Raw genomic sequence first — 26420 nt, 5'->3', positions numbered from 1 at the left:
GAAATTCCCTTCCAGAGAAAAATCCTCTTCTGTAACGTCCGTTGTAATGATCCTGTTTTCCATCTGTCATGCTCCGTTCTATTTCTTGTAAAGCGGATATTTATATTCCACTCTGCTACATGGAATGAATACCATCACGTTGACTTGTACTCCTGATACAAGCAAGTCCCCACCCACTGCTTATTGCTTTTCGCAATTGAAGCAGGGGACTTACTTGATTCGGTTAGAAATTCTTCAATGCAGCCCGCAGGATTGCTTCCACATCGTCTGCCGGTACATCCTCCGGAACTTTCCGTACTGCCCGGAGCGCATCCGCAGAACTGTATCCCAGCGCAACCAGAGCCTCTACTGCTTCCTGACGACTGTCACGAAGATCCGCAGCATCTATGGCAGCCTCCTCCTGCTGATGAGCGAGTTTTATCTCAAAAGCATCCTCCAGCTTCAGTTTATCTTTCAGCTCCAAAATCATTTTCTGGGCGGTCTTCTTCCCAATTCCAGGAGCCTTGGAAATGGTCTTTACATCATCCGAAAGTATCTGCAAACGCAATTCATCCGCACCTGATCCCGGAAAGGATACCAAGCGCACCCTTCGGGCCAACACCATTCACACCGATCAAAAGTTTAAACATACTGAGATCATCTTTTGAAAAAAAGCCGTACAGTTGCAGAATATCCTCTCTGACATAAAGAAACGTATGTATTTTTTTCTCTTCTCCTATGCGGACCTTCCCGAGATCCTGCCCTGTCATATAGATTTCATATCCAAGTCCGCCATTCTCCACGATCAGACAATTCTCCACGATATCTGCTACTGTACCTTTTACAAAAGAAATCAACTCCAACGGCTCCCTTCCCGGAAACAACTGAACATCTGTTTCCCATATGAACGCAATAGTAACATAATTTTCATAAAAAATCAACCCGGAATCCAAATCCCGGGTTGATGCTGTATACATAAATATTATTTACTGATTCAGAAAATCCTGATCTTCAAAATAATTGATACGCATGGAAGAACGTACATCATGAAGAGTTGCAGCTGCTTTTTCTCTTGCAACTTCTGTACCTGCTTTCAGGATATCAAATACATCTGCAGTACGCTGCTCCCACATTTTTCTTCTCTCACGGATTGGTCCAAGCTCCGCCTGCATTACATTATTCAGGAATTTCTTAACTTTTACATCGCCAAGACCACCTCTCTGATAGTGAGCCTTCAGTTCATCAAGATTCTGATACTCTGGCAGGAACTCCTCAAAACGCTCCGGCCGGCTGAAAGCATCCAGATAAATAAATACCGGATTTCCTTCCACGCGTCCTGGATCCTGAACCCGAAGATGATTCGGATCTGTAAACATGGACATGATCTTCTTCTTAACCACATCTTCTTCATCAGAAAGATAAATACAGTTTCCGAGAGACTTGCTCATTTTTGCTTTTCCATCGATACCCGGAAGACGTAAGCATGCCTTATTTGAAGAAAGGACGATCTCTGGCTCAGTCAGTGTCTCACCATAAACTGTATTAAACTTATGAACAATTTCCTTACACTGCTCAAGCATCGGAAGCTGATCTTCACCTACCGGTACATGCGTTGCACGAAAAGCTGTGATATCTGCGGCCTGGCTGATCGGATAACAGAAGAATCCAACCGGAATGCTGGCTTCAAAATTACGCTGTTTAATTTCAGATTTAACTGTAGGATTGCGCTGCACACGTGCTACAGTAACCAGATTCATATAATAAAAAGTCAGCTCTGTCAGCTCCGGAACCATGGACTGAATAAAAATATTGGATTTTTCAGGGTCAAGTCCACATGCCAGATAATCCAGTGCAACCTGCAGAATATTCTGGCGAACTTTCTCAGGATGTTCTGCATTATCTGTAAGTGCCTGTGCATCTGCGATCATAATATAAATCTCGTCATATAAGCCGGAATTCTGCAGTTTCACACGCTCTGCCAGTGATCCAACATAATGACCTACATGAAGACGTCCCGTCGGGCGGTCGCCGGTTAAAATAATCTTGCTCATGAATTTCGTTCTCCTTGAAGTATACTGAATATTTTATATCTTATTATAGCCCTTTCAAATAGTCTGGTCAAATATTTTTAACAGTTTATTTTACCGTAATTTTGCATTTTACAGCAACTTTTCCGGATCTATCAGCCTCAAGTAACGAGAATTCGATGCACAATTATTCAAAAGTCACCATTCCTGCGGATCAGGTCACGATACCAGTAAGCGGAATCCTTCCAGATTCTCTCCTGAGTCTCAAAATCCACATAAATGATCCCAAACCGTTCCGCATAACCTTTATCCCATTCAAAATTATCCATCAAGGACCACTGGAAATATCCTCTTATATCAATCTCTTCTGCTGCCCGTTTTAGATTTTTCAGATATCGTGCCAGAAAATCAATTCGGTTGGGATCGTGGACTTTACCATCCTGGGAAACCGTATCGTGGCAGGCCATTCCATTTTCTGTAATGTAAATCGGTTTCCGATATCTTTCATACAGAAATTTCGGTCCCCAGTAAAGTGCTTCCGGTGTTACCGGCCAGTTGGTTGCCGTCTTTGGAAAACCAGCCGGTCGCCTTACTTCTTCCGGCCTTCCATCTGTCCCCATGCGAATGCAGCGTCCGTTATAAATATTCTGTCCATAAAAATCAATAGGCTGAGAGATCAGCTTCATATCTTCATCCGTGATCACAGGCAGATATTTTTCATATTTTTTCATCCCTTCTTCCGGATACTTACCAAGAATAACAGGATCAGACCACCAGGATACATTCCAGGTCCAGTTGGAAAGATCATCCGGCAACGCAAAAAGTGCCTTTCTTGCAGCCTCAATATCTTTCGGCGTTTCTTTCTCCGGATAACACATACCACTGGTCGGTGCATAACCGATCTGCACATTCTGTTTTCCGTAAGCACGCAGCATCTGCACAGCTCTTCCGTGAGCTTTCAGAGCATTGTGGGCCATCTCAAAAGTATCACGTAGCGGCGCTTTCACACCAGGTGCATGACATCCCTGAAGAAATCCCAGGCCGACAAAACATTGTGGTTCATTTAATGTAAAGAAATATTTTACGCGGTCACTGAAACGTTCTGCCACCAGACGGGCATACTGGCCGAACCATTCCACGATCTCCGGATTCATCCAGCCACCTCTTTTATAAATCTCATAGGGAAGTTCCCAGTGATACAAAGTTATGTACGGTTCAATTCCCTGTTCCAGAAGTTCATCGATCAATGCATTATAAAAATCAATTCCTTTTTCATTTACTTTCCCGGTTCCTTCCGGCAGCACACGGGACCAGTCAATGGAAAAGCGGTACCCCTTCAGCCCCAGTTCTTTCATGTATGCCACGTCTTCTCTGAATCTGTGGTAATGATCGCAGGCTATATCTCCAGTATGGCCTTCATATACTCTTCCCGGCTCTTTTGTAAAAACATCCCAGATATTCTGTCCTTTTCCGGAATCTCTGCCAGTTCCCTCTATCTGATAGGAACTGGTCGCTGCTCCCCACACAAAATCTTTTGCAAATCCCATATTGGCACTCCTTTATAGTATATCTTTTTCGATATTGTTTTTATAAATAAAATGGTTAATTTGGGTCCTGATTTCATTATACTGAACCATGATTTCGCGGTCAAGCACTGCTTATAGTCGTCAAGCGGATATTCGCAATCCGCTTCGCTACGTAGCTCTACACCAAATAACTGCTCCGCAGTTTATCAGGAGGAGCTTCCACTCCTCCTGATACAAGCAAGTCCCCACCCACTGCTTATTGCTTTTCGTAATTGAAGCAGGGGGTGGGGACTTGCTTGATTTGGTTAAAAAAAGAAGGCTGCCATATCCGGAAAACATATTCCGGACAGACAGCCTTCTCTTCCCTCTTACAGAATTATATGTCTCGGGCAAACTTCTTTACATTTACCGCATCCTGTACATTTGTCGTAATCAATGTGTGCACAGAAATCCGTAACTGTGATTGCCTCTGACGGACAGTTTTTCTCACATTTTTTACATCCGATACAGCCAAGCTCACAGGCAGTCGTAACTGCTTTACCTTTGGCGTGGGAGCCACAGGCTACACGGATCTGTTTGTCATATGGTACAAGCTCGATCAGATGACGCGGACATTTTGCAACGCATTTACCGCAGGCCTTACATGCTTCCTGATCTACGACTGCAATGCCATTTACTACATGAATAGCGTCAAATGGACATACTTTTACGCAGCTTCCAAATCCCATACATCCATATGTACAGTTCTTCGCACCACTGCCCGGAATGAAAGCCATCATCTCACAGTCTTCCACACCTGTGTACTCATATTTCACAGTTGTCTTATCACAGGTTCCCGCACATTTTACAAAAGCAACCTGACGTGCGGTTTCTTTTACTTCCTGTCCCATGATCGCACCGATCTTGGCCGCAACCGGAGCACCGCCAACCGGACACTGATCTACAGGAGCTTCGCCTTTTGCGATTGCGGCAGCAAGTCCGGAACATCCCGGATATCCACAGCCACCGCAGTTATTTCCAGGAAGAACGCCAAGAATAGCTTCTTCCTTTTCATCTACCTTCACGGTCAATTTCTTGTCTGCAAGTCCAAGGAAGATACCAATGAATAAACCAGTACCGCCGACAATGACTGCAGCCATAATAATTCCTGTTATACTCATGCTCTTCTTCCTCCTATACGATTCCGGAGAATCCAAAGAATGCAATTGCCATCAGTGCTGCTGTAAGCAGAACGATCGGCATACCCTGGAAAGATTCCGGAATGTCATTGTATTCCATTTTTTCACGGATTCCCGCAAGTAATACAATAGCGATCAGATAACCTACGCCTGTTGCAAATCCGTTTACAACACTCTCAAGAATGCTGTATTCATATTTTACGTTATTCAGCGCCACACCAAGAACTGCACAGTTTGTTGTGATCAGTGGAAGGTACACACCAAGTGCCTTGTAAAGAGACGGTACGAATTTCTTGAGAAACATTTCTACGATCTGTACCAGTGCCGCAATAACAAGGATAAATACGATTGTTTTCAGATACTCAAAATGTGTTGGTACCAGAATAAATTTATATAACAGCGAAGCAACAAAGGATGCGATCGTGATAACAAATACAACCGCTCCTCCCATGCCGGCTGCTGTTTCAGTTTTCTTGGAAACGCCCAGGAAAGAACAGATTCCAAGGAACTGGCTTAATACAACGTTACTGCAAAGTGCAGAACCAATAGCAATTAACATTAAGCTTGCCATATTCTATTCCCCCTTTATTCTTTTTCAGAAGGGCATCCGCCACAGGTTGCACAGTTGGAACCGCAGCCGGACTGGATCTTGGAAACATCTTTGCCCTTCTTTGCCATGTTAATCTTTACCTTGTTCTGGATTGCAGCAAGTCCTGCAAGAACCAGGAATGCTCCAGGTGCAAGGATAAAAATAGTGATCGGGGTATAGCCGGCAGAACCGGTAGCTGCATCAGCAACCGGAATGATCTGTGCTCCGAAAGCTTTTCCGGAACCAAGGATCTCTCTTACAAGACCAATGGCAACCAGACCGACGGTAAATCCAAGTCCCATTCCAAGTCCGTCAAAGATAGATGGAAGGACCGGATTTTTGGAAGCATAACTCTCTGCACGTCCCAGAATGATACAGTTAACAACGATCAGAGGAATATAAATTCCAAGTGAATCATAAAGAGAAGGAGTAAAACCTTCCATCAGAAACTGTACAATGGTTACAAATGATGCTACAACTACGATAAAGGCCGGCATTCTGACAGAATCCGGAATTATTTTTCGTAACATGGAAATCAGCATATTGGACATGACCAGAACTACTGTTGTGGAAAGTCCCATACCAATACCATTAATAGCTGAAGTTGTTACCGCAAGAGTAGGACACATACCCAGCATCAGGACGAAAATCGGATTTTCGGTTATAATACCGTTTTTTAATCTTTCACCACAATTATTCATATTCAACTACCCTCCTAAAATGCGTTTTTGCAATAGCCGATAGCTGTATTAACTGCACCGGTAAAAGCTCTGGATGTAATGGTTGCACCACTGATAGCATCAATAGGCTCACCCTCGCCGCCATCTTTGGATACATAAAATTTATCGGTAGTTTTTCCAACATACTGTTCCTGGAACTTAGCCTCTGTAGCCCGCATTCCAAGTCCGGCAGTCTCACTGATGGAAAGAATGGAAACACCACTTACAGTTCCATCTTTTGTTACTCCCACGGTGATCTTGATATCTCCGCCATAGCCTTCCTTATCTGTTACAGTTACTACATAACCTTCATCCGCAGCCTCACAGACTTCATCTACAGTAGCTTTTATATCAAGGTCTGATACGGTTTTATCTGCAGCATCCTGATCTACATCAACCGGTTTAAATTCTCCCAGACTCACATCACTGAACACTGCCTGCCACGCTTCTTTTTTTGCCTGTTCTTCGGTTCTTGCAATGGGCTCTTTTGTAACTTCATAAACCAGTCCAAGTCCAAGTCCGGCAACTACTGTAATGATCGTAAGGATCAATGTATTTCTGATAATCTTACTCATTATTTCCTGCCTCCTTTTCCAAAAACAACCGGTTTTGTTACTTTTTCAATAAGCGGAACTACCAGGTTACAGATAATGATCGCATAGGAAACACCTTCTGCGGAAGGGCCAAAGAAACGTAATACTGCTGTCAGAATACCCAGGCAGCAACCATATACCAGCTGTCCCTTTGGGGTGATCGGCGTAGTTACGTAGTCAGTAGCCATAAACCATGCGCCAAGCATCAGACCGCCTCCGAAAATCTCACTGAAGAAATAATTTACATCAGTATTACCTGTAGCAATCATGTAAAAAATCAAAAAAACTGAAAAACTTCCGATATATGTAAGTGGAACTTTCAGATCAATGATCTTAAATGCAAGAAGAATCACTGCACCGATGAGAATCGCCAGGGCGGAAGTCTCACCGATCGTACCCTGGATATTACCAAGGAACAGATTTTTTACAGGAATGGAAGTTCCTTCAATAAATCCCTGATTTTTCAGAGTTGCCAGAGGTGTTGCCTGTGAAACAGTATCTACAATTGCATGTGAACTTTTTGATACTGCAAAATTAGTCATCTTTCCCGCAAAAGAAAGCATAAGGAAACATCTTCCGGCAAGAGCCGGGTTCATAAAGTTCTGTCCAAGTCCTCCGAATAACTGTTTTACAATGATAATTGCAACAAAGCTGCCAAGGATCGGCATCCAGATCGGAATCTGCGGAGGCATGTTCAGTGCAAGCAGAAGTCCTGTTACAACTGCACTGAAATCAGTAGTTGTATTCTTTTTATGCATCAGGCGGTCATACAGCCATTCAAAAAACACACTGGATGCAACAGTTGCCAGAATTACAAGAAGTGCATGTGCACCAAAATTCCAGATACCGAAAAATGTCGCAGGCAGAAGTGCGATCACTACCAGCTGCATAATACGGCTGGTCGTCATTTTATCCCTGATATGGGGATTAGATGATACGTTATACATTTGTTCCATTGTTATTCCTCCCCCTATTTCTTTTTCTTGCGTTCAGCAAGAACCATTTTTCTCATAGATTTAATACTCTGAGTCAGAGGTCGTTTGGCAGGGCAGATGTAGCTGCAGCAGCCACATTCACAGCATTCCATACCATCCATTTTTTCGAATCCTGCCATATCGCCGTGTTCTGCAAGAGTTGCAAGACGGGCGGGAACCACATGGCCTGGACAGACGCTTACGCAACGTCCGCAGTTGATACATGCAGTCTGAATCTGTTTCGCTTCGGATACTGCGTCACGCTCCAGGAAAAGCAGGGAAGAAGTTGTCTTCGTACATGGAATATGAAGATCATACAGCGCAAATCCCATCATTGGTCCGCCGGAAATTGCTTTTGCGATCTTTTCTTTCAGGCCACCTGCAGCGTCTACCAGTTCTGACAGATCTGTTCCTGTAAGAACGGAAAAGTTCTTCGGTGTGCGGATACCGTCTCCGGTCACTGTGACATTACGGCTGATAACCGGCTGTCCCAGGATTACTGCTTTATAAACAGAAGTAACGGTCTCTACGTTATCAACCACGCATCCTACGTCTGCCGGAAGCATGGTAGAATTGATCTCTCTGCCTGTTACCGCATAGATCAATGTACGCTCACCACCCTGCGGGTATTTGGTCTTGAGTTCTTTTACTTCCATACGTTCTTTGCCTTTAATGGCTTCTTTCATCTTGGCAATACAGTCCGGTTTGTTGTCCTCAATACAGATACAGCCCACCGCTTTCGGGAAAGCTTTCAGGATTACTTCCAGTCCGCCTACAACGCTTTCCGGTTCTTCCATCATTCTGCGGTAGTCACTGGTAATGTATGGCTCACACTCCGCACCGTTTACCAGGATATGGTCGATCTTGTCCGGTTCTTTAGGTGAAAGCTTTACATGGGTCGGGAAACCTGCACCGCCCTGTCCTACAACTCCGCCTTCCTGAATTCTTTTCAGGATATCTTCTTTGGAAAGATCCGAAAGTTTGGCAGGTGTGTATTCCACAGATTCGTACAGACCGTCATTCTCAATGATGATCGCATCTCCCATGGCGCCTACTGCTGTCAGACGCTTCTCGATTCCCTTTACAGTTCCTGATACAGACGAATGTATCGGGGCGGAAACAAATCCTCCTGCTTCTGCGATTTTCTGTCCTGCAAGCACATGATCACCTTTTTTTACGATGGGCTTGGCCGGAGCTCCGATGTGCTGAGAAACAAGAATTGCCAGATCTCCTTTCGGCAGATACTTCTCAACAGGACAGTTTTTTGACAAATCTTTGCCGTCATAAGGATGGATACCACCCCTGAAGGTTAAAAATGCCATAGATCTCATCTCCTCCTTTATTCTTTGCAAGTACATGCACATTGCGTTTCCGTGCTGTGCATACACTTATTTTCAAAGTTGATTCCCGTGTTTCTGATTTTTCTTTTTTCTCTTCTTTCAGATGAACCGGAAGTGTTACTGCTCATGGAATGAACAGCAACCAGGAAATCCCTCATCCCTGTCCAGCTATGTATGAAAGATTGATTCCCTATGCCATGCTGTGATATACTTCAGTAAGAAATACTCACAATTCTCTCAAGAGAATGATAGATGAAAAACCAATTTATGAAGTGATAGTAGTCATTTTTTCTCACTGTCAATTCCCACATAAATCCAGTACCATTTCCTGTTTTTTTCATCAACTCTACTAATATACTATAACTCATTTCACCTTAAATTGCACTATAGAAAAACATTTTTTTTGTGTATAATCAGATACAATCCATAAAGGAGGAAATTAACATGATTGTTAAAAAAATGCCGATTTTACAAGGGTTTCCAGACTTTGAGACTGTTAAAAAATTGACTAGAAATCACGTTTTTTCAGAACACTTTGCACCACTTTTCTATGATATCGAAACTACAGGACTATCACGAAATTCCACTTTTCTGTATTTGGTCGGTGCCGTCACCTACGAAGAAAATAACTGGCAGATGTATCAGTGGATGATCGAAAATGAGGATGAAGAATACGAACTTCTTAAAACATTTTCGAAATTTCTGGAAAAGTTTTCCTGTACAATCCAGTATAACGGAGACAGTTTTGACCAGCCTTATCTGGAAGCACGCTATCAGATCCACGGGCTTCCGTCTCCTTTTAAAAGCCTGCCTTCTATGGATCTTTATCGACAGTTAAAGCCTTTGAAAGGGCTCCTTAAACTCTCCAGAATGAATCAGCCTTCTATAGAAGCTTTCCTGGGCATCACGGATCGTATTTACTGTGATGGAGGTGCATGTATCCGTCTTTATAAACAATTCGCTTCCGGAAAGAAACCGGAAGCAGGGGAAGTCGTTATGGGACACAATCAGGAAGATCTTCTTGGCCTTGGAAAAATATTTTCCATGCTGTCTTATCTTGCTCTCTTTGAAGAAGATTACGAAGCTCTGGATTGTGAAATTCAAGACGAACAATTGACTTTTACTATTAAAATTTTTTATGATATGCCTGTAGAGTTCTCAAATCATAGTGAAGAATTCTACATAACAGGACAAAAAGATCGTGTTCGTCTTCTCGTAAAATCTCAAAACGGACGATTAAAGCAATATTACTCCAATTACAAGGATTATGATTACATTCCTTCTGAAGACACTGCAATGCCCAAAACATTAAGTGCCTGCATGGATAAAAAGCTCCGCAGACCTGCCAGAAAGGAAACCTGCTACACCTGGTTCCCTGTAACAGAAGATTTTCTGAAAAATCCTTTAAAACAAAAAACCTATCTGAAACACTGTCTTCCATATTATCTTTCCATCCTGAAATAACGTCGTCCCTCTCATATACTGAAAAAGCGAGCCCTTCTCAAAGGACTCGCTTTTTCTGACAAAATAAAAAATCTTCCTCAAAAAAGGCCGTCACATTTGCAGTGACGGCCTCTGAAATTTCAAAATATAATATCTTCTGTACAGTTTCTGAGAAAATTACTCCTCTGTCTGCTCTGCAGAATGATCCTCAAGTGCTTTCATGCTGAGGCTGATCTTTCTGTCCTCGCCGTTGAAATCAACAACTTTAGCCTCGATCTCCTGGCCGATGGAAAGTACATCAGATGGTTTTGCAACGTGCTCTCTGGAGATCTGAGATACATGAAGAAGTGCATCTACTCCAGGTGCAAGCTCAACAAATGCACCGAAATCTGTCATACGTGCAACTTTACCTTTTACTACGTTTCCTACTGCGAAGTCCTCAGCAGCTGTAAGCCATGGGTTCTCCTCCGGGAATTTAAGGGAAAGTGCGATCTTATCTCCGTTGATATCTTTGATAAGAACTGTAACTTTATCGCCTACGTTGAAGACTTTCTTCGGGTTCTCTACTCTGCCCCAGGACATCTCAGAGATGTGAAGAAGTCCGTCTGCTCCGCCGAGGTCGATGAATGCACCGAAATCTGTAACATTCTTAACAACACCCTCAACTTTGTCACCAACGTTGATCTTAGCAAGAAGCTCTTTCTGTTTCTCAGCTTTCTCAGCAAGAAGAAGCTGTTTACGGTTACCGATGATACGGCGTCTTCTTGGGTTGAACTCTGTGATAACGAACTCAATCTCCTGATCTGCATATTTGGAAAGGTCTTTCTCATATGTGTCGGATACAAGGCTTGCAGGAATAAATACTCTTGCTTCCTCAACATTAACACAAAGACCACCGTCAAGTACCTGTGTTACAGGAGCTTTCAGAACCTCCTGGTTCTCGAATGCCTCCTCAAGACGTTTGTTGCCTTTCTCTGCAGCAAGACGTTTGTAGGTCAGTGTAACCTGTCCCTCTCCGTCATTTACTTTGAGAACTTTTGCTTCCATGGTATCGCCAGGTTTAACAACATCTGTAAGCACAACGCTTGAATCGTTTGTGTACTCGTTCTTTGTGATGATACCGTCTGCTTTATAGCCGATATTCAGGATGATCTCATCATCTTTAACATCGATGACGGTACCCTGTACGATCTCTCCATTTCTGATTGTTTTTACGGAATCTTCCAGCATCTGTTCAAAACTTAACTCTGACATGTTCTTGAACCTCCTCAATAATTTTCTTTGGGGTGGAAGCCCCTGCTGTAATACCTACACAACTACTGCATTGGAACATTTCAGAATCCAAGTCTACAGGTGTTTGTATATAGTAAGTATTTCCACATTCCTTTTTACATATTTCAAACAGCTTTTGAGTATTGGAACTATGTCGGCCGCCTACGACCAGCATAGTGTCTACCTCTCCGGCTATCGCTTTAGCTTCTTTCTGCCGTTCTTCGGTAGCATTACAAATAGTGTTTAAAATATTTAGAATATTTAAAACATTATTATCATAACTCTTTTTGCGAAGAATTTCAACTAATTCTTGAAATTTGTTGTAATTAAATGTCGTCTGTGACACTACACACACTTCTTTTTCCGGAGAAATGGTGAATCTTTCAGCATCTTCGGCATTTTTGATCACAGTGTACGGTCCCTGACACCATCCGCAGATTCCCTGAACTTCCGGGTGATCCGGGTCACCAATGATCACAATATGGGCACCTCTGGCACTTTCTCTCTCAACGATCTTGTGGATCTTCAGCACAAAAGGACAGGTGACATCCACATACCCGAGGCCATATTTTTTAATCTTGTCATAGACTTTACGGCCGACTCCGTGGGAACGTATCACAACGGTGCCATCTTTTAAAGTGGCAAGATCCTCCTCGCTGATCACAGCCACGCCTTTTTTTTCCAGATCTGAGACGACTTCCTCATTATGGATGATCGGGCCCAGTGTGTAGATCGGTGCAGCATCGGAACCGATCAGGTCATAAACACGGTCTACTGCTCTCTGTACGCCAAAACAGAATCCGGCAGTTTCTGCAACTTTTACCTTCATCCATTCACCTTTTTCCTGTATACAGAAAGGATACTCTCAACCACTTCCTCAATCCCCATCTCTGAAGAATCAACAAGAACTGCATCCTCTGCCTGTTTAAGCGGGGAAACGGCGCGGCTCATATCTCTCTCATCTCTGTCAATGATATCTTTCAGGATTTCATCCATATCGCAGGCTTCACCCTTCTCTGTAAGTTCCAGATATCTTCTGTTTGCGCGGGTTTTGGCACTTGCAGTCAAAAAGATTTTTACTTCTGCATTGGGAAGAATAGTGGTTCCGATATCTCTTCCGTCCATAACTACATTGTTCTCGGCCGCAAGGTTGCGCTGCAGTTTCAGAAGATGCGCGCGCACTTCCGGATTGGCAGAACTTACCGATGCCATATTTCCAACCTCTTCCTTACGGAGAAATGCCGTTACATTCTTTCCATTAAGAATCACCTGCTGTTCTCCATTCTCGTAACGGATAGAAATATCTGCATCATGACATGCTTTGGAGATATTTTCATCACCGCTGATTCCTTTTTCCAGAAGATAAAATGCCATGGCCCGGTACATTGCTCCTGTATCTACATAGATAAAGGACAGCTCCTTTGCCACTTTTTTTGCAATTGTGCTTTTTCCTGCACCTGCCGGTCCGTCAATTGCAATATTAATACCCATAATCAAATGCTCCCTTCCTCTTTTCTGTTATTCGATCGCCTGTGCTGCCGCATATGCTGTAGACCACGCGATCTGAAGATTATAGCCACCGGTCACTGCATCCAGGTCAAGCACTTCGCCTGTAAAATACAGATTTTTTACTTTTTTGGATTCCATCGTGGATGGCTGTATCTCTTTTACTGACACACCGCCTCTTGTGATGATCGCTTCCTTAAACTCTCCCATTCCCGTGATCGTAAATGGAAAAGCTTTGATCAGACGGCCAAAAGCCTGACGCTCTTCCCTGGAGATCTCATGTACCGGTTTCTCCCCGGGGATACCGCCAATTTCGATCATGATCGGAGTCAGAGAAGACGGAAAAAGAACACCGATCACATTTTTAAACTGTTTGTTATGATTTGCATCAAATTCACGCAGGATCCGGGCGTCAAGCTGTTCTGCATCAAGCGCCGGCTTCAGATCCAGGAAAGCCTGCAAAGGCTCTTTTTCCAGTTTTTTGCCGATCTGGGCACTTGCAGAAAGGATCAAGGGTCCTGTAACTCCGAAATGAGTAAACATCATCTCGCCAAAGTCTTTATAGAGGACTTTTTTGCCGGATCTTACTGTCAGTTCCACATTCCGAAGGGAAAGTCCCTGAAGTTTGGAGACATAATCTTCTTTTGCCACCAGTGGCACCAGTGATGGTGACTGGGAAACAACTTTATGCCCCGTCTCAGCAGCAAAACGATATCCGTCTCCAGTGGAGCCTGTGGACGGGTAGGAAAGCCCTCCTGTGGCAACTACCACTGCATCAGCTTCAAAAAAGGTACCGTCCGAAAGTAATACGCCGGTAACTTTTTCATCCTGCGTACAAACTTCCTTTACCTCTGTATGAAGATGGATCTGCGCTCCGGCTTTTTTCAGTTCCCGTTCAAGCGCACGGATAATATCTGATGAATGATCCGATACCGGAAAAACCCGGTTTCCACGCTCTGTTTTCAGCGGCACTCCTGCTTCCTCAAAAAATTCCATCACATCTCTGCTTCCATAGGTGTAGAAAGCGCTGTAAAGAAATTTACGGTTTGACATCACTGCCGGAAAAAGTTCTTCGGTATCGGAATCATTGGTGACGTTGCACCGTCCCTTTCCGGTGATGAAAAGCTTTTTTCCAAGTTTCTCGTTTTTTTCCAGTATGTGAACCTGGTGTCCTCTGCGCGCAGCATATACACCGCAGAGCATTCCGGCGGCACCGCCGCCTATGATCGCAACTTTGGACATTACCTGTTATCCTGCCTTTTTTATCTTTTTTATGCACAAAGGAGCCTGCATACAGCAAGCTCCTTTTCCTGTATTGAAATGCGTCTGCATTTCTATGTGTGCTTTATACCGGGTATGCGCCGTTCTTGGTATCTGCCACAGTTTCATCAACTTTGGTCTTCTGAGCCTGACGATATTTAAAGAAGTCCATGGCAACCTGTGGGAACAGTGCGTATGTCAGAACATCCTCATCCTGCTCCTTGTACTGTGCCATCTCACTCTCAAGCTTATCAAGCTCATCCTCCAGAAGATCTGCCGGGCGGCATGTGATCGGCTCTACATCACCGATACACTTCTTCTGCACTTCCGGGTTAAACGGTCTGGCTGTTGCGCCATACTTACCGCTTAATACGTCTTTTGTCTCTTTTGTCACAACTTTGTAACGCTCGCCCATGATCACGTTAAATACAGCCTGTGTACCAACGATCTGAGAAGACGGTGTAACAAGTGGCGGCTCACCGAGATCTTTACGAACACGCGGAACTTCCTCAAGTACCTCGTAGAACTTATCCTCAGCATGCTGCTCTTTCAGCTGTGATGTCAGGTTGGAAAGCATTCCACCTGGTACCTGATACAGAAGAGTCTTGATGTTTACGCCAAGGTTCTTCGGATTCAGAAGGCCTGTATCAAGTGCCTCATCACGCATCGGACGGAAGTAGTCAGCGATCTCAGCAAGAAGCTGCTGGTCAAATCCTGTATCATATGGTGTTCCCTTGAATGTCTCAACCATAACTTCTGTTGCCGGCTGGGATGTTCCAAGCGCAAATGGTGACATAGCTGTGTCGATGATGTCAACGCCAGCCTCTACTGCTTTCATGTATGTCATGGAAGCAACACCGGATGTATAGTGAGAATGAAGATCGATCGGGATCTTAACAGTCTCTTTCAGGGCCTGAACAAGCTCAGTAGCCTTGTACGGAACAAGAAGACCTGCCATATCTTTGATACAGATAGAATCTGCACCCATATCCTCGATACGTTTTGCAAGGTCTGTCCAGTAATCAAGTGTGTAAGCATCTCCAAGTGTGTAAGCCATTGCAACCTGTGCATGTGCTTTTTCCTTGTTTGCTGCTTTTACAGCTGTCTGAAGATTACGAAGGTCATTCATACAGTCAAAGATACGAATGATATCGATACCGTTAGCTGCGGATTTCTGTACAAAATATTCTACTACATCATCTGCATATGGACGATATCCAAGGATATTCTGTCCACGGAACAGCATCTGAAGTTTTGTATTTTTGAAGCCGTCGCGAAGCTTACGAAGTCTTTCCCACGGATCCTCTTTCAGGAAACGTAAGGAAGCATCGAAAGTAGCACCGCCCCAGCACTCAACTGCATAGTAGCCGACTTTATCGAGCTTATCAATGATCGGAAGCATCTGCTCTGTGCTCATACGTGTAGCGATCAGGGACTGATGAGCGTCACGCAGGATCGTTTCCACAACTTTCACAGGTTTTTTCTCTATTTCTGCCATAATTATTCTCCTTACAAAATTTTATAAGACGATGGATCAGACGCCAAAGATAGCCATGAATGTACCGGCAGCAACAGCTGTACCGATAACACCGGCAACGTTCGGTCCCATCGCATGGATTAGCAGGAAGTTTGTAGGATCTGCCTCAGCACCAACCTTCTGGGATACACGGGCTGCCATAGGAACGGCAGAAACACCGGCGGATCCGATCAGCGGGTTGATCTTTCCATGAGTAACCTTGCAAAGAAGCTTACCAAGCATGACACCACCAAAAGTACCGCAGGCAAAGGCTACAAGGCCAAGAACTACGATCTTCAGTGTATCTACGTTCAGGAACGCCTCAGCACTTGTGGAAGCACCTACAGATGTTCCAAGAAGGATTACTACGATGTACATAAGTGCGTTGGAAGCTGTCTCAGAAAGCTGTTTAACAACTCCGGACTCACGGAACAGGTTTCCGAGCATCAGCATACCAACAAGTGGAGCTGTTGTCGGAAGGATCAGGCAAACAACGATTGTGATAACGATCGGGAAAAGGATCTTCTCAAGTTTTGTAACAGGACGAAGCTGCGCCATTTTGATCTTACGCTCTTCCTCTGTTGTGAACGCCTTCATGATCGGAGGCTGGATGATCGGTACCAGAGACATATAAGAATATGCTGCTACTGCGATCGGTCCCATAAGAGAAGACTGTCCAAGCTTACCTGCAAGGAAAATGGAAGTCGGGCCATCAGCACCACCGATGATAGAGATCGCTGCTGCTGCTTTTCCGTTGAATCCAAGGAAAATTGCAAGGAAGTATGCAAGGTAAATACCAAGCTGTGCAGCTGCTCCCATCAGGAAACTGATCGGGTTTGCGATCAGCGGACCGAAGTCTGTCATCGCACCGACACCCAGGAAGATCAGTGAAGGAAGAATACTCCACTCATCCAGTAAGTAAAAATAATGAAGAAGTCCGCCAACGCCATTGGATGAATCCTCAATGCTCAGCATAATGTCCGGATAAATATTTACCAGAAGCATACCAAAAGCGATCGGAACCAACAGCAGCGGCTCAAAACCATGTTTAATGGCAAGATATAAGAACACACATGCCACTGCGATCATCAGGTAGTTTCCCCAGGTAAGGTTGAAAAATGCTGTCTGATGGATCAGGTTTGACAGGGTATTTGTTACATAAGACATTTGTCTACCTCCTGTTTAGTTCATTGTTGCAAGAGTATCTCCATTTTCAACGGCAGCACCCTCTGCAACATCGATGCTGGCGATCGTTCCGTCCTGAGGAGCAACAACCGGGATTTCCATCTTCATGGACTCAACGATCACTACGCTGTCACCGGCTTTTACGCTCTGTCCAACAGATGCAACGATTTTTACAACTTTTCCAGGAACGGCTGCGGAAACCTTAACAGAACCTGCGCCTGCTGCCGGAGCTGCTGCCTTTGGTGCTGCCGGAGCTGCCTTAGGAGCCGGAGCTGCTGCTTTTGGTGCTGCTGCAACTGGAGCTGCTGCGTTTCCGTTCTCTTCTACAGTAACTTCATATGCTGTTCCGTTAACAGTAATTGTATAACTCTTCATTTTAAAATCCTCCTAAATAATGATTATCTTTTTCTGCGGTTGATCTTACGGATGGAGCGGACTACAAATCCGTCTGTGCTTGTCTTTCCTTCAGAAGCAGCAATCGCTGCTGCAATCACGGCAACAAGCTCACCATCATCTGTAACATCCTCTACGACTGGCTCAGCAACTGGTGCTGCAGCGGCTGGTGCCGGTGCTGCGGCTGCCGGTGCCGGTGCGCTCTCTTTTTTCTTTCCTTCCACAAGGCCAGGAATATATTTGAAAAGAGAGATCACAAAGATCAGGAATGCCAGGATCACAAATACGGTACCAAGACCCATCAGTGTGTTCAGGGCTGCCTTCTCCATATTCTGTGCCAGTGTATAATTCACATCAACAGTAAGAGAAGTCGGTGTTCCTGATTTATCAAATACATAAGTGAAATTCGCTTTGTTTTTCTCGAAGGATACCGGAACAACAACGGTGTACTGGTCATCGGAATACTCTACTGTGATATCTTTTTCATCGATATCACCTTTTTTCTCACCAAGTTCTTCTCTGGAACCGTCCCAGGCGCTTGCTGCGCTCTGTGTGAAAGCATCCTCTGATTCCAGATAGCCCTGGATATCATCCTCGGACATTGCGATGATCGCATCTGTCAGGCCTTTTGTTGTTGTAACAAGCTGACTCTTTACAGAATCATCAACCTCATCAGCAGCCCATGCAGTAGCTGTGCATCCGATCAGAAGTGCGGCTACGCAAAGGAATGCCATGCAGACAGAAGAGATCTTTTTATAAAACTGTCTCATACGCTCACCTCACTTAGACTGTTCCATGCTTTTTGGATGGACGGTCTTCCCTTTTTGTGAACAGCATCTCAAAAGCGCCGATTACATATTTTCTTGTATCTTCTGCTTTGATCACAGTATCCACATACCCTCTTGCTGCTGCAGATGCGATACCGTTCTGGAGCTCCTTATACTCTGCTGCTTTCTCGTTCAGTGTAGTAGCGTCAGCTCCCTCATACATGATCTTGGCTGCAAGGGAAGCATCCATCATACCGATCTCTGCGCTATCCCATGCATAAACCATATCTGCTCCGACAGATTTGCTGTTCATGGCAACGTATGCAGTTCCATATGCTTTACCGATCACAACATTTACCTTCGGTACCGTTGCAGATGCAAAAGCATGTACCATCTCACCTACGGATTTAGCCATCATCTTCTCGTTGCAGAGAGTGGCTTTAAATCCGGTTACGTTGGTAAGAGTAAGTACCGGAACCTCGAAAGCGTCACAGAATTTTACGAACTCTGCTACTTTTCTTGCGCCTCTGGAAGAAAGAGTTCCATCAGAAACCTCTGTCTTATTACCATCAGCGTCATAAGACTCACTTCTGTTTGCAACTGCACCAACAGTAGCTCCGTTCAGGCGGAGAAAACCTGTTACGATATCCTGTCCGTAAGCTGCCTTTGTCTCAAAGAATTCACCATTATCAGCGATTCTTGAAAGAGCGATTGCTGTGTCGCCTGTGCAGCCCGCGATATCATCACATACTCTGTTCAGGTCGTCTGTGCATTCTTTAAAACTGTCATTGTCTTCATTATTCTCAGGAAGCATGCTGACCAGTGTGCGGATCTGTCCAAGAATCTCATCCTCTGTTCCGATACCATCAACAAGTCCTGTCTCCTCACTCTGGAACTGGGCGGAAGCTGAATCGCATTTTTCCACTCTGTTTCCTTCCAGCGCATTTGGAGTGTTTACAAACAGTCTGCCCTTCTTCTCCTCTACAAATGTAAAGTCTGTAAGAGCCGGTACAACTGCCATTCCACCGCCGCATGTTCCGAAAACAGCAGTGATCTGTGGAATAACACCGGATGCCAGTGTCTGTTTCAGATAGATCTCACCAAATGCCTCAAGTGCATCGGTAGCCTCCTGAAGACGAAGTCCCGCACAGTCTACAAGACCGATAACAGGTGCTCCAACTTTCAGAGCAAGATCATAAATTTTGGCGATCTTTTTGGCATGCATCTCACCAACTGTTCCGTTCAGTACAGATGCATCCTGGCTGTATACATATACCAGGCTGCCGTCAATCACACCATATCCGGTGATCACACCGTCTGAAGGTGCCTTTTTTTCAGTCATGTTGAAATCTGTAGTTCTGGCTGTGACAGCCTGTCCGATCTCAACAAAACTGTTGGCGTCAAGCAGGGAATTGATCCTTGCAGCCGCTACGCTTTGTGTCGCATTACTCATTATACTATGCCCTCCATTTTTTTATTAATATAACCAAAAATTCAGCCGAGTATAATTGTACCTTTTTTTAAGCGAAAATTCAATACTTTTCGTCATGAATGTTAAAAAATTAACCCCTGACAGATGTCAGGGGTCGACCGATCAGTGAAAATAATCCTGAAAAATCTTATTTACATACCATTTATAGGTGATTCTGCCGATTTTTTCATTCGATGTCACAGAACAGGAGACTATTTCTTTTCCATTCAGCATTGCATGAAGTGTACCGATCTTCTGATTTTCACGTACAGGTGCTGCTATTTTATCCGGAAGTTCTGTTTCCCATATAATTGTTTCTGTTTTTTTCAGAAGATATCTTTTCGTCTGCTCTTTCTCCGGCAGAGACGCATGTACTTTTAATCTCCTCTGCAATTGTTCCGGATATGCTGAATCTTTATCTTTCTCCGGGTATGGACTGTTTTCCTCCGGCACAGCATCTGTCACTGTGATTTCCGGAAGGTCCGGAAGATCCGGGAGAAGCACATAACTGTAATTTTCCCTGCCATAAGACAGCAGTTTTTTCGTATCGGACCATTTGTAATTTTTGTTTCCGGGCCAGCCACATCCAAGCAGTGCCACAATAAACAGTTTTTCATCCTGTCGTACAGCACAGACATAACAGTATCCGGCATTGCCGGTGAAACCGGTTTTTCCGGAAATCACACCAGTCTCCATATCCAGAAATGCATTGGTATTATGAACCGAATAATGTTCCTTTCCGGAAATATCTGAGAATGTATAATCCCTGGTCTGTGTGATATGGACAAATGTCGCATTTTTTATGGCATATGCCATGATCAGTGCCAGATCTCTGGCAGTTGTATGATGAACTCCTCCTTCATCTTCTGCATCCAGCCCATTTGGCGTTACAAAATGTGTGTCTGTACATCCCAGTGATTTTGCTTTTTCATTCATCAGGAGCGCAAACTTTTCCACAGAGCCGCCAATATGTTCTGCAATGGCTACTGCCGTATCATTATGGCTTTTCAGCATCAGCGAATATAACAGATCTTCCAAATAAAACTGCTGGCCTTCCCGCATTCCCAGGTGTGTCTGTGGCTGTGATGCGGCATTTCTGGAAACCTGTACATAATCGTCTCCGGAAGCCATTTCCAGCGCCAGAATGCAGGTCATGACTTTTGTAGTACTGGCATTGGGCCGTCCTTTATAAGCTTCTTTTCCATACAGCACCCGTCCGGTTTCTCCGTCCATAAGAACCGCTGAGAGTGCATAAAGCTGCTCCTCTTTTGCCCACACAGGAAAAATCTGCAGAATAATAAGGACCGCTGTCATCAGCACGACAGCGGCCATACGCCTGTTTTTCATACGATCACCCCACACACATTTCTATAATTGTTTGCAGTAACCATTATATTTTTAATTTTATGCAGAAGTGTCTCCGTGATATAACTTTCTCTTTTTATCTGTCAAACTTGTTATCCATTAAAAGTCAGATTCCATCGTTCGGAAAGATGTCCCGGACGAACTGCCAGCGCAGAGAGTTCTTCAAGCATATCCGGTGCTTTTTCCAGAGCTTCTTCCATAAGGCTGTCCAGTTTCAGAAGTTCTTTTCTGCAATCAACCTCCAGTTCCGGGCTCATAAAAAACTCTGTGATAAAAGCAGCTCGTTTCTTTCCTGCCGGAGAAAGAGCATGTTCTGAAAGTCTTTTCTTTCTTCCTCCATCATCGCATACCAGAATACAGGTAAAAATCTTCATCATCTTCAGTGACAGGTAAATATTCCAGGTACGAATAGCCGGCAGTACCTGATGAATCGTCCAAGCACTGAAAAAATTTGCGCGGATACCGTGGGACGGATAAAAATGCAGAGGATTCTTTCCAGTCTCATACATCAGCATACGGTCAAATTCTTTTTCCAGAAGTGTATGGGAAATCTTGCCCTCTTTTGCTACCTGGTTTACATAGGGGTGACAGGTAGAATCCAGAATATAGTGGCATCCAAATCCCAGCATATATGCCATCAGTGCCGGATTTTTTTCTTTCCTGACCCTGGCCATACCTTTTTCAAAAAATTCCCTTGCTTTTTCTCCATGCATCTTTACTCCATACTGTGTCACCGGATTTTTTGATATAAAATAATAAAAGAGAATATCCGGGCCATGCTGTCCGATCCGATACAGATTTCCATTGCTGCGGATCAGATGCTGCAATTTTTCAGGAAGTTTTCGGCAAACCCTTTTTCCAAAAAGATCATGTGTGTAAGTTGTGGGCATTTTCTGTTCCTCCTCTTTTGCTTATAAAGTAGACATAATCCTCCCCCTGTACAGCAGATTCTGGTATCTGTTAATGTCTTCTGCTTTCTATACATCCAGTTTCAACTGAATTTCTTCCTCAGCCTCCGCCTTAAAATCTTCCAGCTGAACAGGATCCATTTCCGGAAGTTCATCAAGGCCCTGAACACCAAAGCAGCGCAAAAATTCCTCCGTTGTTCCAAGAAGGATCGGACGTCCCGGTGCATCCAGACGGCCAAGTTCTCTCACCAGATCATAATCCATCAATTTATTAATGGCATGATCACATTTCACACCACGGATTTTTTCAATTTCTGCTTTTGTGACAGGCTGTTTGTAGGCAATGATCGAAAGTGTCTCAAGCATAACATCTGTCAACGTTGGTTTTTTCGGCTGTGCAGCAATCCTTATAAGGGAATCGTAATATTCTTTTTTTGTGCAAAGCTGAAAGGAATTCTCTAATTCAATAATCTGAATTCCCCGTTCTTCCTCCTGATAATGAATCATCATATTGCGGATGATATTCTCTGTTGTTGTAACATCCTGCTGGATTGCTTTGGCAATACGGCTTAATTCTACTGCTTCGCCCATTGCAAAAAGAATCGCTTCAATTTCCCCTTCAATTCGTTTGATTTCCACTTATCGTCCTCATTCCTGCTGTGTTATTCTTCCGCAAACTCTGTCAGATTCTTCCATGTTTCCGGATCCGTGATAACTTCTATGTGAATATCATCAAAAAGATCTGCCTGTTCTGCATGAACATTGTCCCATTTTCATCAGCTCCAAAATCGAAAGAAACGTAACGATCAGCTGTACTCTGGAATGCTGATCTTCCATCAGCTGCCGAAAACTGAATTTACGATGTTCTTTTGCATAGTCCCGCATCTCCAGGAGTTTGTCTGACAATGAAATTTCTTCTTTTTCGATCCGGCCAAATTTGCTTCGGATAGGATCAATTTTATTTTCCTGCCTGCGGATCAAGCTCTGATAAATCGCACTCATCTTTTCCAGTGTCAGCCCCCGCAGGAGTTCCTGTGGATCAGATGGTGGTGCATATTGCAGCACTTCCTCCGGAAGATCCTGTTTCCGGTAATAAACTCCTGCCGCGTCCCCGAGTCTGTCCCTTAATTCATAGGACATATATTTGTACATCTTATATTCCAGAAGTTTCTGCACCAGTTCTGCTCTCGGATCTTCCTCTTCACCTTCTTCGTTGATTTCTTTAGGAAGGAGCATTTTGCATTTGATATCCAGAAGAGTAGCTGCCATGACCAGAAACTCGCTCATAACGCCAAGATCTTCCTTCTCCATGGAATGCAGATATTCCATATACTGGTCTGTGATCTCCACAATAGGAATATCATAGATATCAATCTTGTTTTTGTCAATCAGATGCAGCAGCAGATCCAACGGACCCTCAAACACATTTAATTTAACAGATATTGCCATAACATTTCCTCATTTCATTTATTCGGAAGGTTTTACATCAATCACCAGCAATTCTCTTGGGTTGCGTATCCTCAGAGGAAGCGTATGCTCTCCAAGTCCTGCACTGACAAACATGTGCTGGTTTCCCTTATGAAAATCTCCGCAGCAGAAAGGCGGCAATACCAGATACTGAGGAGAAGAAAGCCCATGATGCTCACTGAATCGTACAACACCTCCATGATAATGTCCGGACAAGATCATATCTGCACCCCATTCATAATATGTTTTTCCGTATTTGGGGTTATGTGCCAGGAGAACCTGCATTCCATTTCTTCCCGGTTTTCCTATCAGTTTTTCCATGACTTCTTTTTTTAGTTTGGGAGATCTTGGCTTATGATAATATTCAATAGGCAGTTCCAGCCCCCAGAAACAGATGCTGTTTCCTTTCAGGATCGCATGTGTCATGTTCATTTCTCAGAATATGCACCCCCGCCTTTTTCAGCGTTTTTTCATATATCCTGTATTGTTTTCCGTTTTCTTCTGAAAGAGACATTTTATATTCATGATTTCCCAGGGCATAATATACCGGAAAATACTGTGCAAGCTCTTTCAGCAATTTGCATGCAGTCACCAGCGTATCCGGACAGGTACGTACCGCCATATCTCCGGCTGACAGTACAGCATCCGGTTTTTCCCTGCGTATCGCTTCAATAAGTCCGGCATTATCTCTTCCGTAAGAAAATCCATGAAGATCTGCAAGTAAAACAAATCGTATCCCTTCCAGATTCCGGATTTTATTCGTATAAATCTGGTATTTTTTTATTCTGAATTTTTTCATTTTATTTTCCAAAACCACAATTCGGGAATGTACAGACCGGACAGTTCAGACAGAGTCCACCTTCTCCAAGTGCGTTAATTTCTTCCGCTTTTATTTTATCATCTGCCATTATTCTCGGAAGGATCAGGTCAAATACTGTCCTTTTTGCATACATGACACATCCCGGAAGGCCGAGTACCGGAATCTGTCTTCCATTCCGTTTCAGATATGCCACCAGAAGCATTGCTCCCGGAAGTACCGGTGCGCCATAAGTTATGATCTCCGCTCCCGTATCACGGATTCCTCCGGGGGTTCGGTCATCAGGATCCACACTCATTCCTCCGGTACAGATGATCAGATCCGCCCCCTCATCTGCAAAAGAAAGAACTTCTTCTGTGATCAGTGCTTTGTCATCACCCGGCATTACCTGCCCGATGATTTCAGTTGGAAATTCAGAAAGTTTTTCTTTCAGCACAGGAGTAAATGTATCCCGGATCAGGCCTTTTCTGATCTCACTTCCGGTTGTGACAATACCGACTTTTTTTTGATGATAGGGCAGGATATCAAAAACAGGATACTCTCCTGCAGCTTCTTTGGCAGCGTCCATTTTCTCTTTTTCGATCACAAGAGGAATAATTCTGGTCCCTGCGATCTTATTTCCTCTTTTTACCGGAAAGTCCCCATGTCTGGATGCGATCATCATCTCTCCAAGAGAATTGACTGCCACAAGTGCTTCTCGTCGGATCTTCAGAACACCATCTATTTCTGATACCACTTCTATCTTACCTTCTTTGATATCTGTTCCATGCATTTTCAAGGAATCGCCCGCACAGATTCTGTAAAGAATTTCTGCCGCCTCATTTTCATGAAGGATTCCTTCTTTTTTTTCCCAGACAAAAAGGTGTTCTTTTCCTACTGAGAGCAAAAGCGGTATATCGTCTTCTTTTACCACATGCCCCTTTTTGAAAAGAACGCCTTTTTTTTCATCTTTTATAATCTGTGTGATATCATGGCACAGAATGTGTCCTACTGCATCTTCTGTTCTGATCTCTTTCATGCAAAATCCCTTCTCTGTTCTGTTATTTCTCCAATCCGCTTTATTATACATCCTGTCAGGCATTTTTGTCAAAAACATGTTTGCATTTACAAAATGCTGCCTATAAAAGATATTCCCATGCCGCACGTTTCAGCCAGTCGTGATAATCCGCTTTTTGTACTGTCTCTCCATACAGGATATCAATACTTCCTATTTTCTTTCCATTCTGATAGTATTCCTGTTTTCCGGCTTTTTCTCCTTTTTTCACCGGAGCAGTCTGTTCTTCTGGAAGAACCACTTTCTTTTTCACATGATCCGGTTTTGTTCCATCTGTACTGAGATATCGGAATTTTCCTTTATAGACAAGACTGGCTTCCTGCTTTACTCCTCTTTCGCATCTTCAGAGGTTTCAATTTTTCCGGTACATCATCTGTATATAATATACATTTTGAAAAGCCATAATTTACAAGGTGCAGCCGCATCACGAAATCTTGTTTTGGGGTCCGGCGCTGCCATCACAGAAGCGATCAGCGTAATCCCGTTCTCTTTGTGCCACTGCCACTCAGACAATATTTGGCAATACTGGTACTTCCTGTTTTCAGTCCCATACATCCTTCATAACTCCGAAGCAGTTTATTTGTATTCGTCAGAGTAAATTTGGAGGAACCTTTTCTGGTTACATGGGTAATATCTTCCATCCATACCGACGAATATGTAAGAACTTCCGGATACCGACTGATCAGTTCCCGGCTCATAAGTGCAATATCATAAGGAGTGGTATAATGATCTTTTGATTCTGTCAACCCACAACAATCCACAGAAAATGTGTGTTCTTCATGCCAAGTTTCTCTGCCCTCTGATTCATCTGTTCCACGAAGGCCTGCTCAGTCCCTGCAAGATGTTCTGCCATTGCCACGCTGGCATCATTTCCGGATGCGATCACAATACATTTGATCATGGTTTCTGCTTTTTGGTAGTCTGCTCCCCTTCTTCCAGATATACCTGGGAACCGCCCATGGATCTCGCATAAGCGCTTGCTCCGCGATCGTATCATCCAAATGCAGCTCGCGCCATCCCGAATGGCATCAGAGATCAGGATCAGCGTCATAATTTTTGAAAATGTTCTCT

Annotated in this window: 28 protein-coding genes and 2 pseudogenes; 1 reads left to right on the top strand and 29 read right to left on the bottom strand. The window is 43.9% G+C overall.

Translation table 11 applies throughout. The annotated features are described in order from the left end of the window. Positions 1–223: 223 nt before the first annotated feature. From ruvA (AC04Q6_RS01425) to rsxC, 10 genes are all read right to left on the bottom strand, one after another. Positions 224–541: a Holliday junction branch migration protein RuvA gene (gene ruvA, locus AC04Q6_RS01425; RefSeq protein WP_476389486.1), complete on the bottom strand. Its 318-nt coding sequence runs from the start codon at positions 539–541 to the stop codon at positions 224–226. A gap of 7 nt (positions 542–548) precedes the next feature. Continuing rightward, a complete protein-coding gene (ruvA, locus tag AC04Q6_RS01420; protein WP_476389485.1) occupies positions 549–836 on the bottom strand; it encodes a Holliday junction branch migration protein RuvA in 288 nt (95 codons plus the stop codon). Positions 837–965: 129 nt separating this feature from the next. Next, positions 966–2030 carry a tryptophan--tRNA ligase gene (trpS, locus tag AC04Q6_RS01415; RefSeq protein ID WP_476389484.1) on the bottom strand — a complete coding sequence of 355 codons (1065 nt, stop codon included), beginning with the start codon at positions 2028–2030 and terminating at the stop codon, positions 966–968. A gap of 167 nt (positions 2031–2197) precedes the next feature. Continuing rightward, positions 2198–3553 carry a GH1 family beta-glucosidase gene (locus tag AC04Q6_RS01410; protein WP_118062933.1) on the bottom strand — a complete coding sequence of 452 codons (1356 nt, stop codon included), beginning with the start codon at positions 3551–3553 and terminating at the stop codon, positions 2198–2200. A 347-nt stretch (positions 3554–3900) separates the two neighbouring features. Then, a complete protein-coding gene (locus AC04Q6_RS01405; RefSeq protein ID WP_021976544.1) occupies positions 3901–4692 on the bottom strand; it encodes an RnfABCDGE type electron transport complex subunit B in 792 nt (263 codons plus the stop codon). 13 nt (positions 4693–4705) lie between these two features. Further along, entirely contained in the window at positions 4706–5281 is a 576-nt protein-coding gene (locus AC04Q6_RS01400; RefSeq protein WP_021976543.1) for an electron transport complex protein RnfA, read from the bottom strand. Between the two features lie 14 nt (positions 5282–5295). Further along, complete coding sequence (gene rsxE / locus AC04Q6_RS01395) at positions 5296–6000, bottom strand: electron transport complex subunit RsxE (RefSeq protein ID WP_021976542.1); 705 nt, start codon at positions 5998–6000, stop codon at positions 5296–5298. Between the two features lie 14 nt (positions 6001–6014). Then, positions 6015–6593: an RnfABCDGE type electron transport complex subunit G gene (locus AC04Q6_RS01390; protein WP_021976541.1), complete on the bottom strand. Its 579-nt coding sequence runs from the start codon at positions 6591–6593 to the stop codon at positions 6015–6017. After that, positions 6593–7567: an RnfABCDGE type electron transport complex subunit D gene (locus AC04Q6_RS01385; RefSeq protein WP_118071449.1), complete on the bottom strand. Its 975-nt coding sequence runs from the start codon at positions 7565–7567 to the stop codon at positions 6593–6595. Before AC04Q6_RS01385 ends, AC04Q6_RS01390 begins: the two co-directional genes overlap by 1 nt. Before the next feature lie 14 nt (positions 7568–7581). Continuing rightward, positions 7582–8907, bottom strand: a complete 1326-nt coding sequence (rsxC, locus tag AC04Q6_RS01380; RefSeq protein WP_021976539.1) for an electron transport complex subunit RsxC — start codon at positions 8905–8907, stop codon at positions 7582–7584. Positions 8908–9369: 462 nt separating this feature from the next. Between rsxC and AC04Q6_RS01375 the strand changes: the two genes are divergently transcribed. Further along, the gene (locus AC04Q6_RS01375) at positions 9370–10389 is read left to right on the top strand and encodes a ribonuclease H-like domain-containing protein (RefSeq protein ID WP_021976538.1); all 1020 of its coding nucleotides are present in this window, start codon (positions 9370–9372) and stop codon (positions 10387–10389) included. Positions 10390–10545: 156 nt separating this feature from the next. Here the strand turns inward: AC04Q6_RS01375 and rpsA are convergent, their stop codons facing one another. From rpsA to AC04Q6_RS01280, 19 genes and pseudogenes are all read right to left on the bottom strand, one after another. After that, positions 10546–11622 (bottom strand): 30S ribosomal protein S1, encoded by a 1077-nt coding sequence (gene rpsA / locus AC04Q6_RS01370; protein WP_021976537.1) that lies wholly within the window; start codon positions 11620–11622, stop codon positions 10546–10548. Further along, the gene (gene ispH / locus AC04Q6_RS01365) at positions 11603–12469 is read right to left on the bottom strand and encodes a 4-hydroxy-3-methylbut-2-enyl diphosphate reductase (RefSeq protein WP_118062937.1); all 867 of its coding nucleotides are present in this window, start codon (positions 12467–12469) and stop codon (positions 11603–11605) included. The genes rpsA and ispH overlap by 20 nt, the downstream gene beginning before the upstream one ends. Next, positions 12466–13131 carry a (d)CMP kinase gene (gene cmk, locus AC04Q6_RS01360; protein WP_021977788.1) on the bottom strand — a complete coding sequence of 222 codons (666 nt, stop codon included), beginning with the start codon at positions 13129–13131 and terminating at the stop codon, positions 12466–12468. Before cmk ends, ispH begins: the two co-directional genes overlap by 4 nt. Positions 13132–13158: 27 nt before the next feature. Beyond that, entirely contained in the window at positions 13159–14388 is a 1230-nt protein-coding gene (locus tag AC04Q6_RS01355; RefSeq protein ID WP_021977787.1) for a BaiN/RdsA family NAD(P)/FAD-dependent oxidoreductase, read from the bottom strand. A gap of 103 nt (positions 14389–14491) precedes the next feature. Beyond that, positions 14492–15904, bottom strand: coding sequence for an oxaloacetate decarboxylase subunit alpha (locus AC04Q6_RS01350; RefSeq protein WP_118071450.1), 1413 nt, complete (start codon positions 15902–15904; stop codon positions 14492–14494). A 36-nt stretch (positions 15905–15940) separates the two neighbouring features. After that, a complete protein-coding gene (locus AC04Q6_RS01345; RefSeq protein ID WP_476389483.1) occupies positions 15941–17089 on the bottom strand; it encodes a sodium ion-translocating decarboxylase subunit beta in 1149 nt (382 codons plus the stop codon). Between the two features lie 15 nt (positions 17090–17104). Next, positions 17105–17482 (bottom strand): biotin/lipoyl-containing protein, encoded by a 378-nt coding sequence (locus AC04Q6_RS01340; RefSeq protein ID WP_118071451.1) that lies wholly within the window; start codon positions 17480–17482, stop codon positions 17105–17107. Positions 17483–17505: 23 nt separating this feature from the next. Next, a complete protein-coding gene (locus tag AC04Q6_RS01335) occupies positions 17506–18270 on the bottom strand; it encodes an OadG family transporter subunit (RefSeq protein WP_021977783.1) in 765 nt (254 codons plus the stop codon). 13 nt (positions 18271–18283) lie between these two features. After that, positions 18284–19720: an acyl-CoA carboxylase subunit beta gene (locus AC04Q6_RS01330; RefSeq protein ID WP_118071452.1), complete on the bottom strand. Its 1437-nt coding sequence runs from the start codon at positions 19718–19720 to the stop codon at positions 18284–18286. Positions 19721–19861: 141 nt separating this feature from the next. Then, positions 19862–21085: a D-alanyl-D-alanine carboxypeptidase family protein gene (locus AC04Q6_RS01325; protein WP_021977781.1), complete on the bottom strand. Its 1224-nt coding sequence runs from the start codon at positions 21083–21085 to the stop codon at positions 19862–19864. Positions 21086–21195: 110 nt separating this feature from the next. Further along, positions 21196–21993: a zinc dependent phospholipase C family protein gene (locus tag AC04Q6_RS01320; protein ID WP_476389482.1), complete on the bottom strand. Its 798-nt coding sequence runs from the start codon at positions 21991–21993 to the stop codon at positions 21196–21198. Between the two features lie 87 nt (positions 21994–22080). Beyond that, positions 22081–22650 carry an SMC-Scp complex subunit ScpB gene (gene scpB, locus AC04Q6_RS01315; RefSeq protein ID WP_021977779.1) on the bottom strand — a complete coding sequence of 190 codons (570 nt, stop codon included), beginning with the start codon at positions 22648–22650 and terminating at the stop codon, positions 22081–22083. A gap of 23 nt (positions 22651–22673) precedes the next feature. Next, positions 22674–23460 (bottom strand): annotated as a pseudogene (locus AC04Q6_RS01310) (segregation and condensation protein A). Positions 23461–23478: 18 nt separating this feature from the next. Continuing rightward, positions 23479–23799: a hypothetical protein gene (locus AC04Q6_RS01305; RefSeq protein WP_476389481.1), complete on the bottom strand. Its 321-nt coding sequence runs from the start codon at positions 23797–23799 to the stop codon at positions 23479–23481. Positions 23800–23842: 43 nt separating this feature from the next. Continuing rightward, the gene (locus AC04Q6_RS01300) at positions 23843–24277 is read right to left on the bottom strand and encodes a metallophosphoesterase (RefSeq protein ID WP_476389480.1); all 435 of its coding nucleotides are present in this window, start codon (positions 24275–24277) and stop codon (positions 23843–23845) included. A 1-nt stretch (position 24278) separates the two neighbouring features. Beyond that, the gene (locus AC04Q6_RS01295) at positions 24279–25313 is read right to left on the bottom strand and encodes a molybdopterin-binding protein (RefSeq protein WP_021977776.1); all 1035 of its coding nucleotides are present in this window, start codon (positions 25311–25313) and stop codon (positions 24279–24281) included. Positions 25314–25413: 100 nt separating this feature from the next. Further along, positions 25414–25614, bottom strand: a pseudogene (locus AC04Q6_RS01290) (D-alanyl-D-alanine carboxypeptidase family protein); the annotation flags it as partial. 205 nt (positions 25615–25819) lie between these two features. After that, positions 25820–26095, bottom strand: coding sequence for a hypothetical protein (locus AC04Q6_RS01285; RefSeq protein ID WP_476389479.1), 276 nt, complete (start codon positions 26093–26095; stop codon positions 25820–25822). Next, on the bottom strand, positions 26092–26400 hold the full coding sequence (locus AC04Q6_RS01280) for a hypothetical protein (protein WP_476389478.1): 309 nt from the start codon (positions 26398–26400) through the stop codon (positions 26092–26094). Before AC04Q6_RS01280 ends, AC04Q6_RS01285 begins: the two co-directional genes overlap by 4 nt. Positions 26401–26420: the final 20 nt, after the last annotated feature.

The organism is Blautia sp. HA9023, from assembly GCF_056504095.1.
The sequence above is the reverse complement of the archived record's forward strand: the minus strand, read 5'-3'. Positions and strand labels throughout refer to the sequence as shown.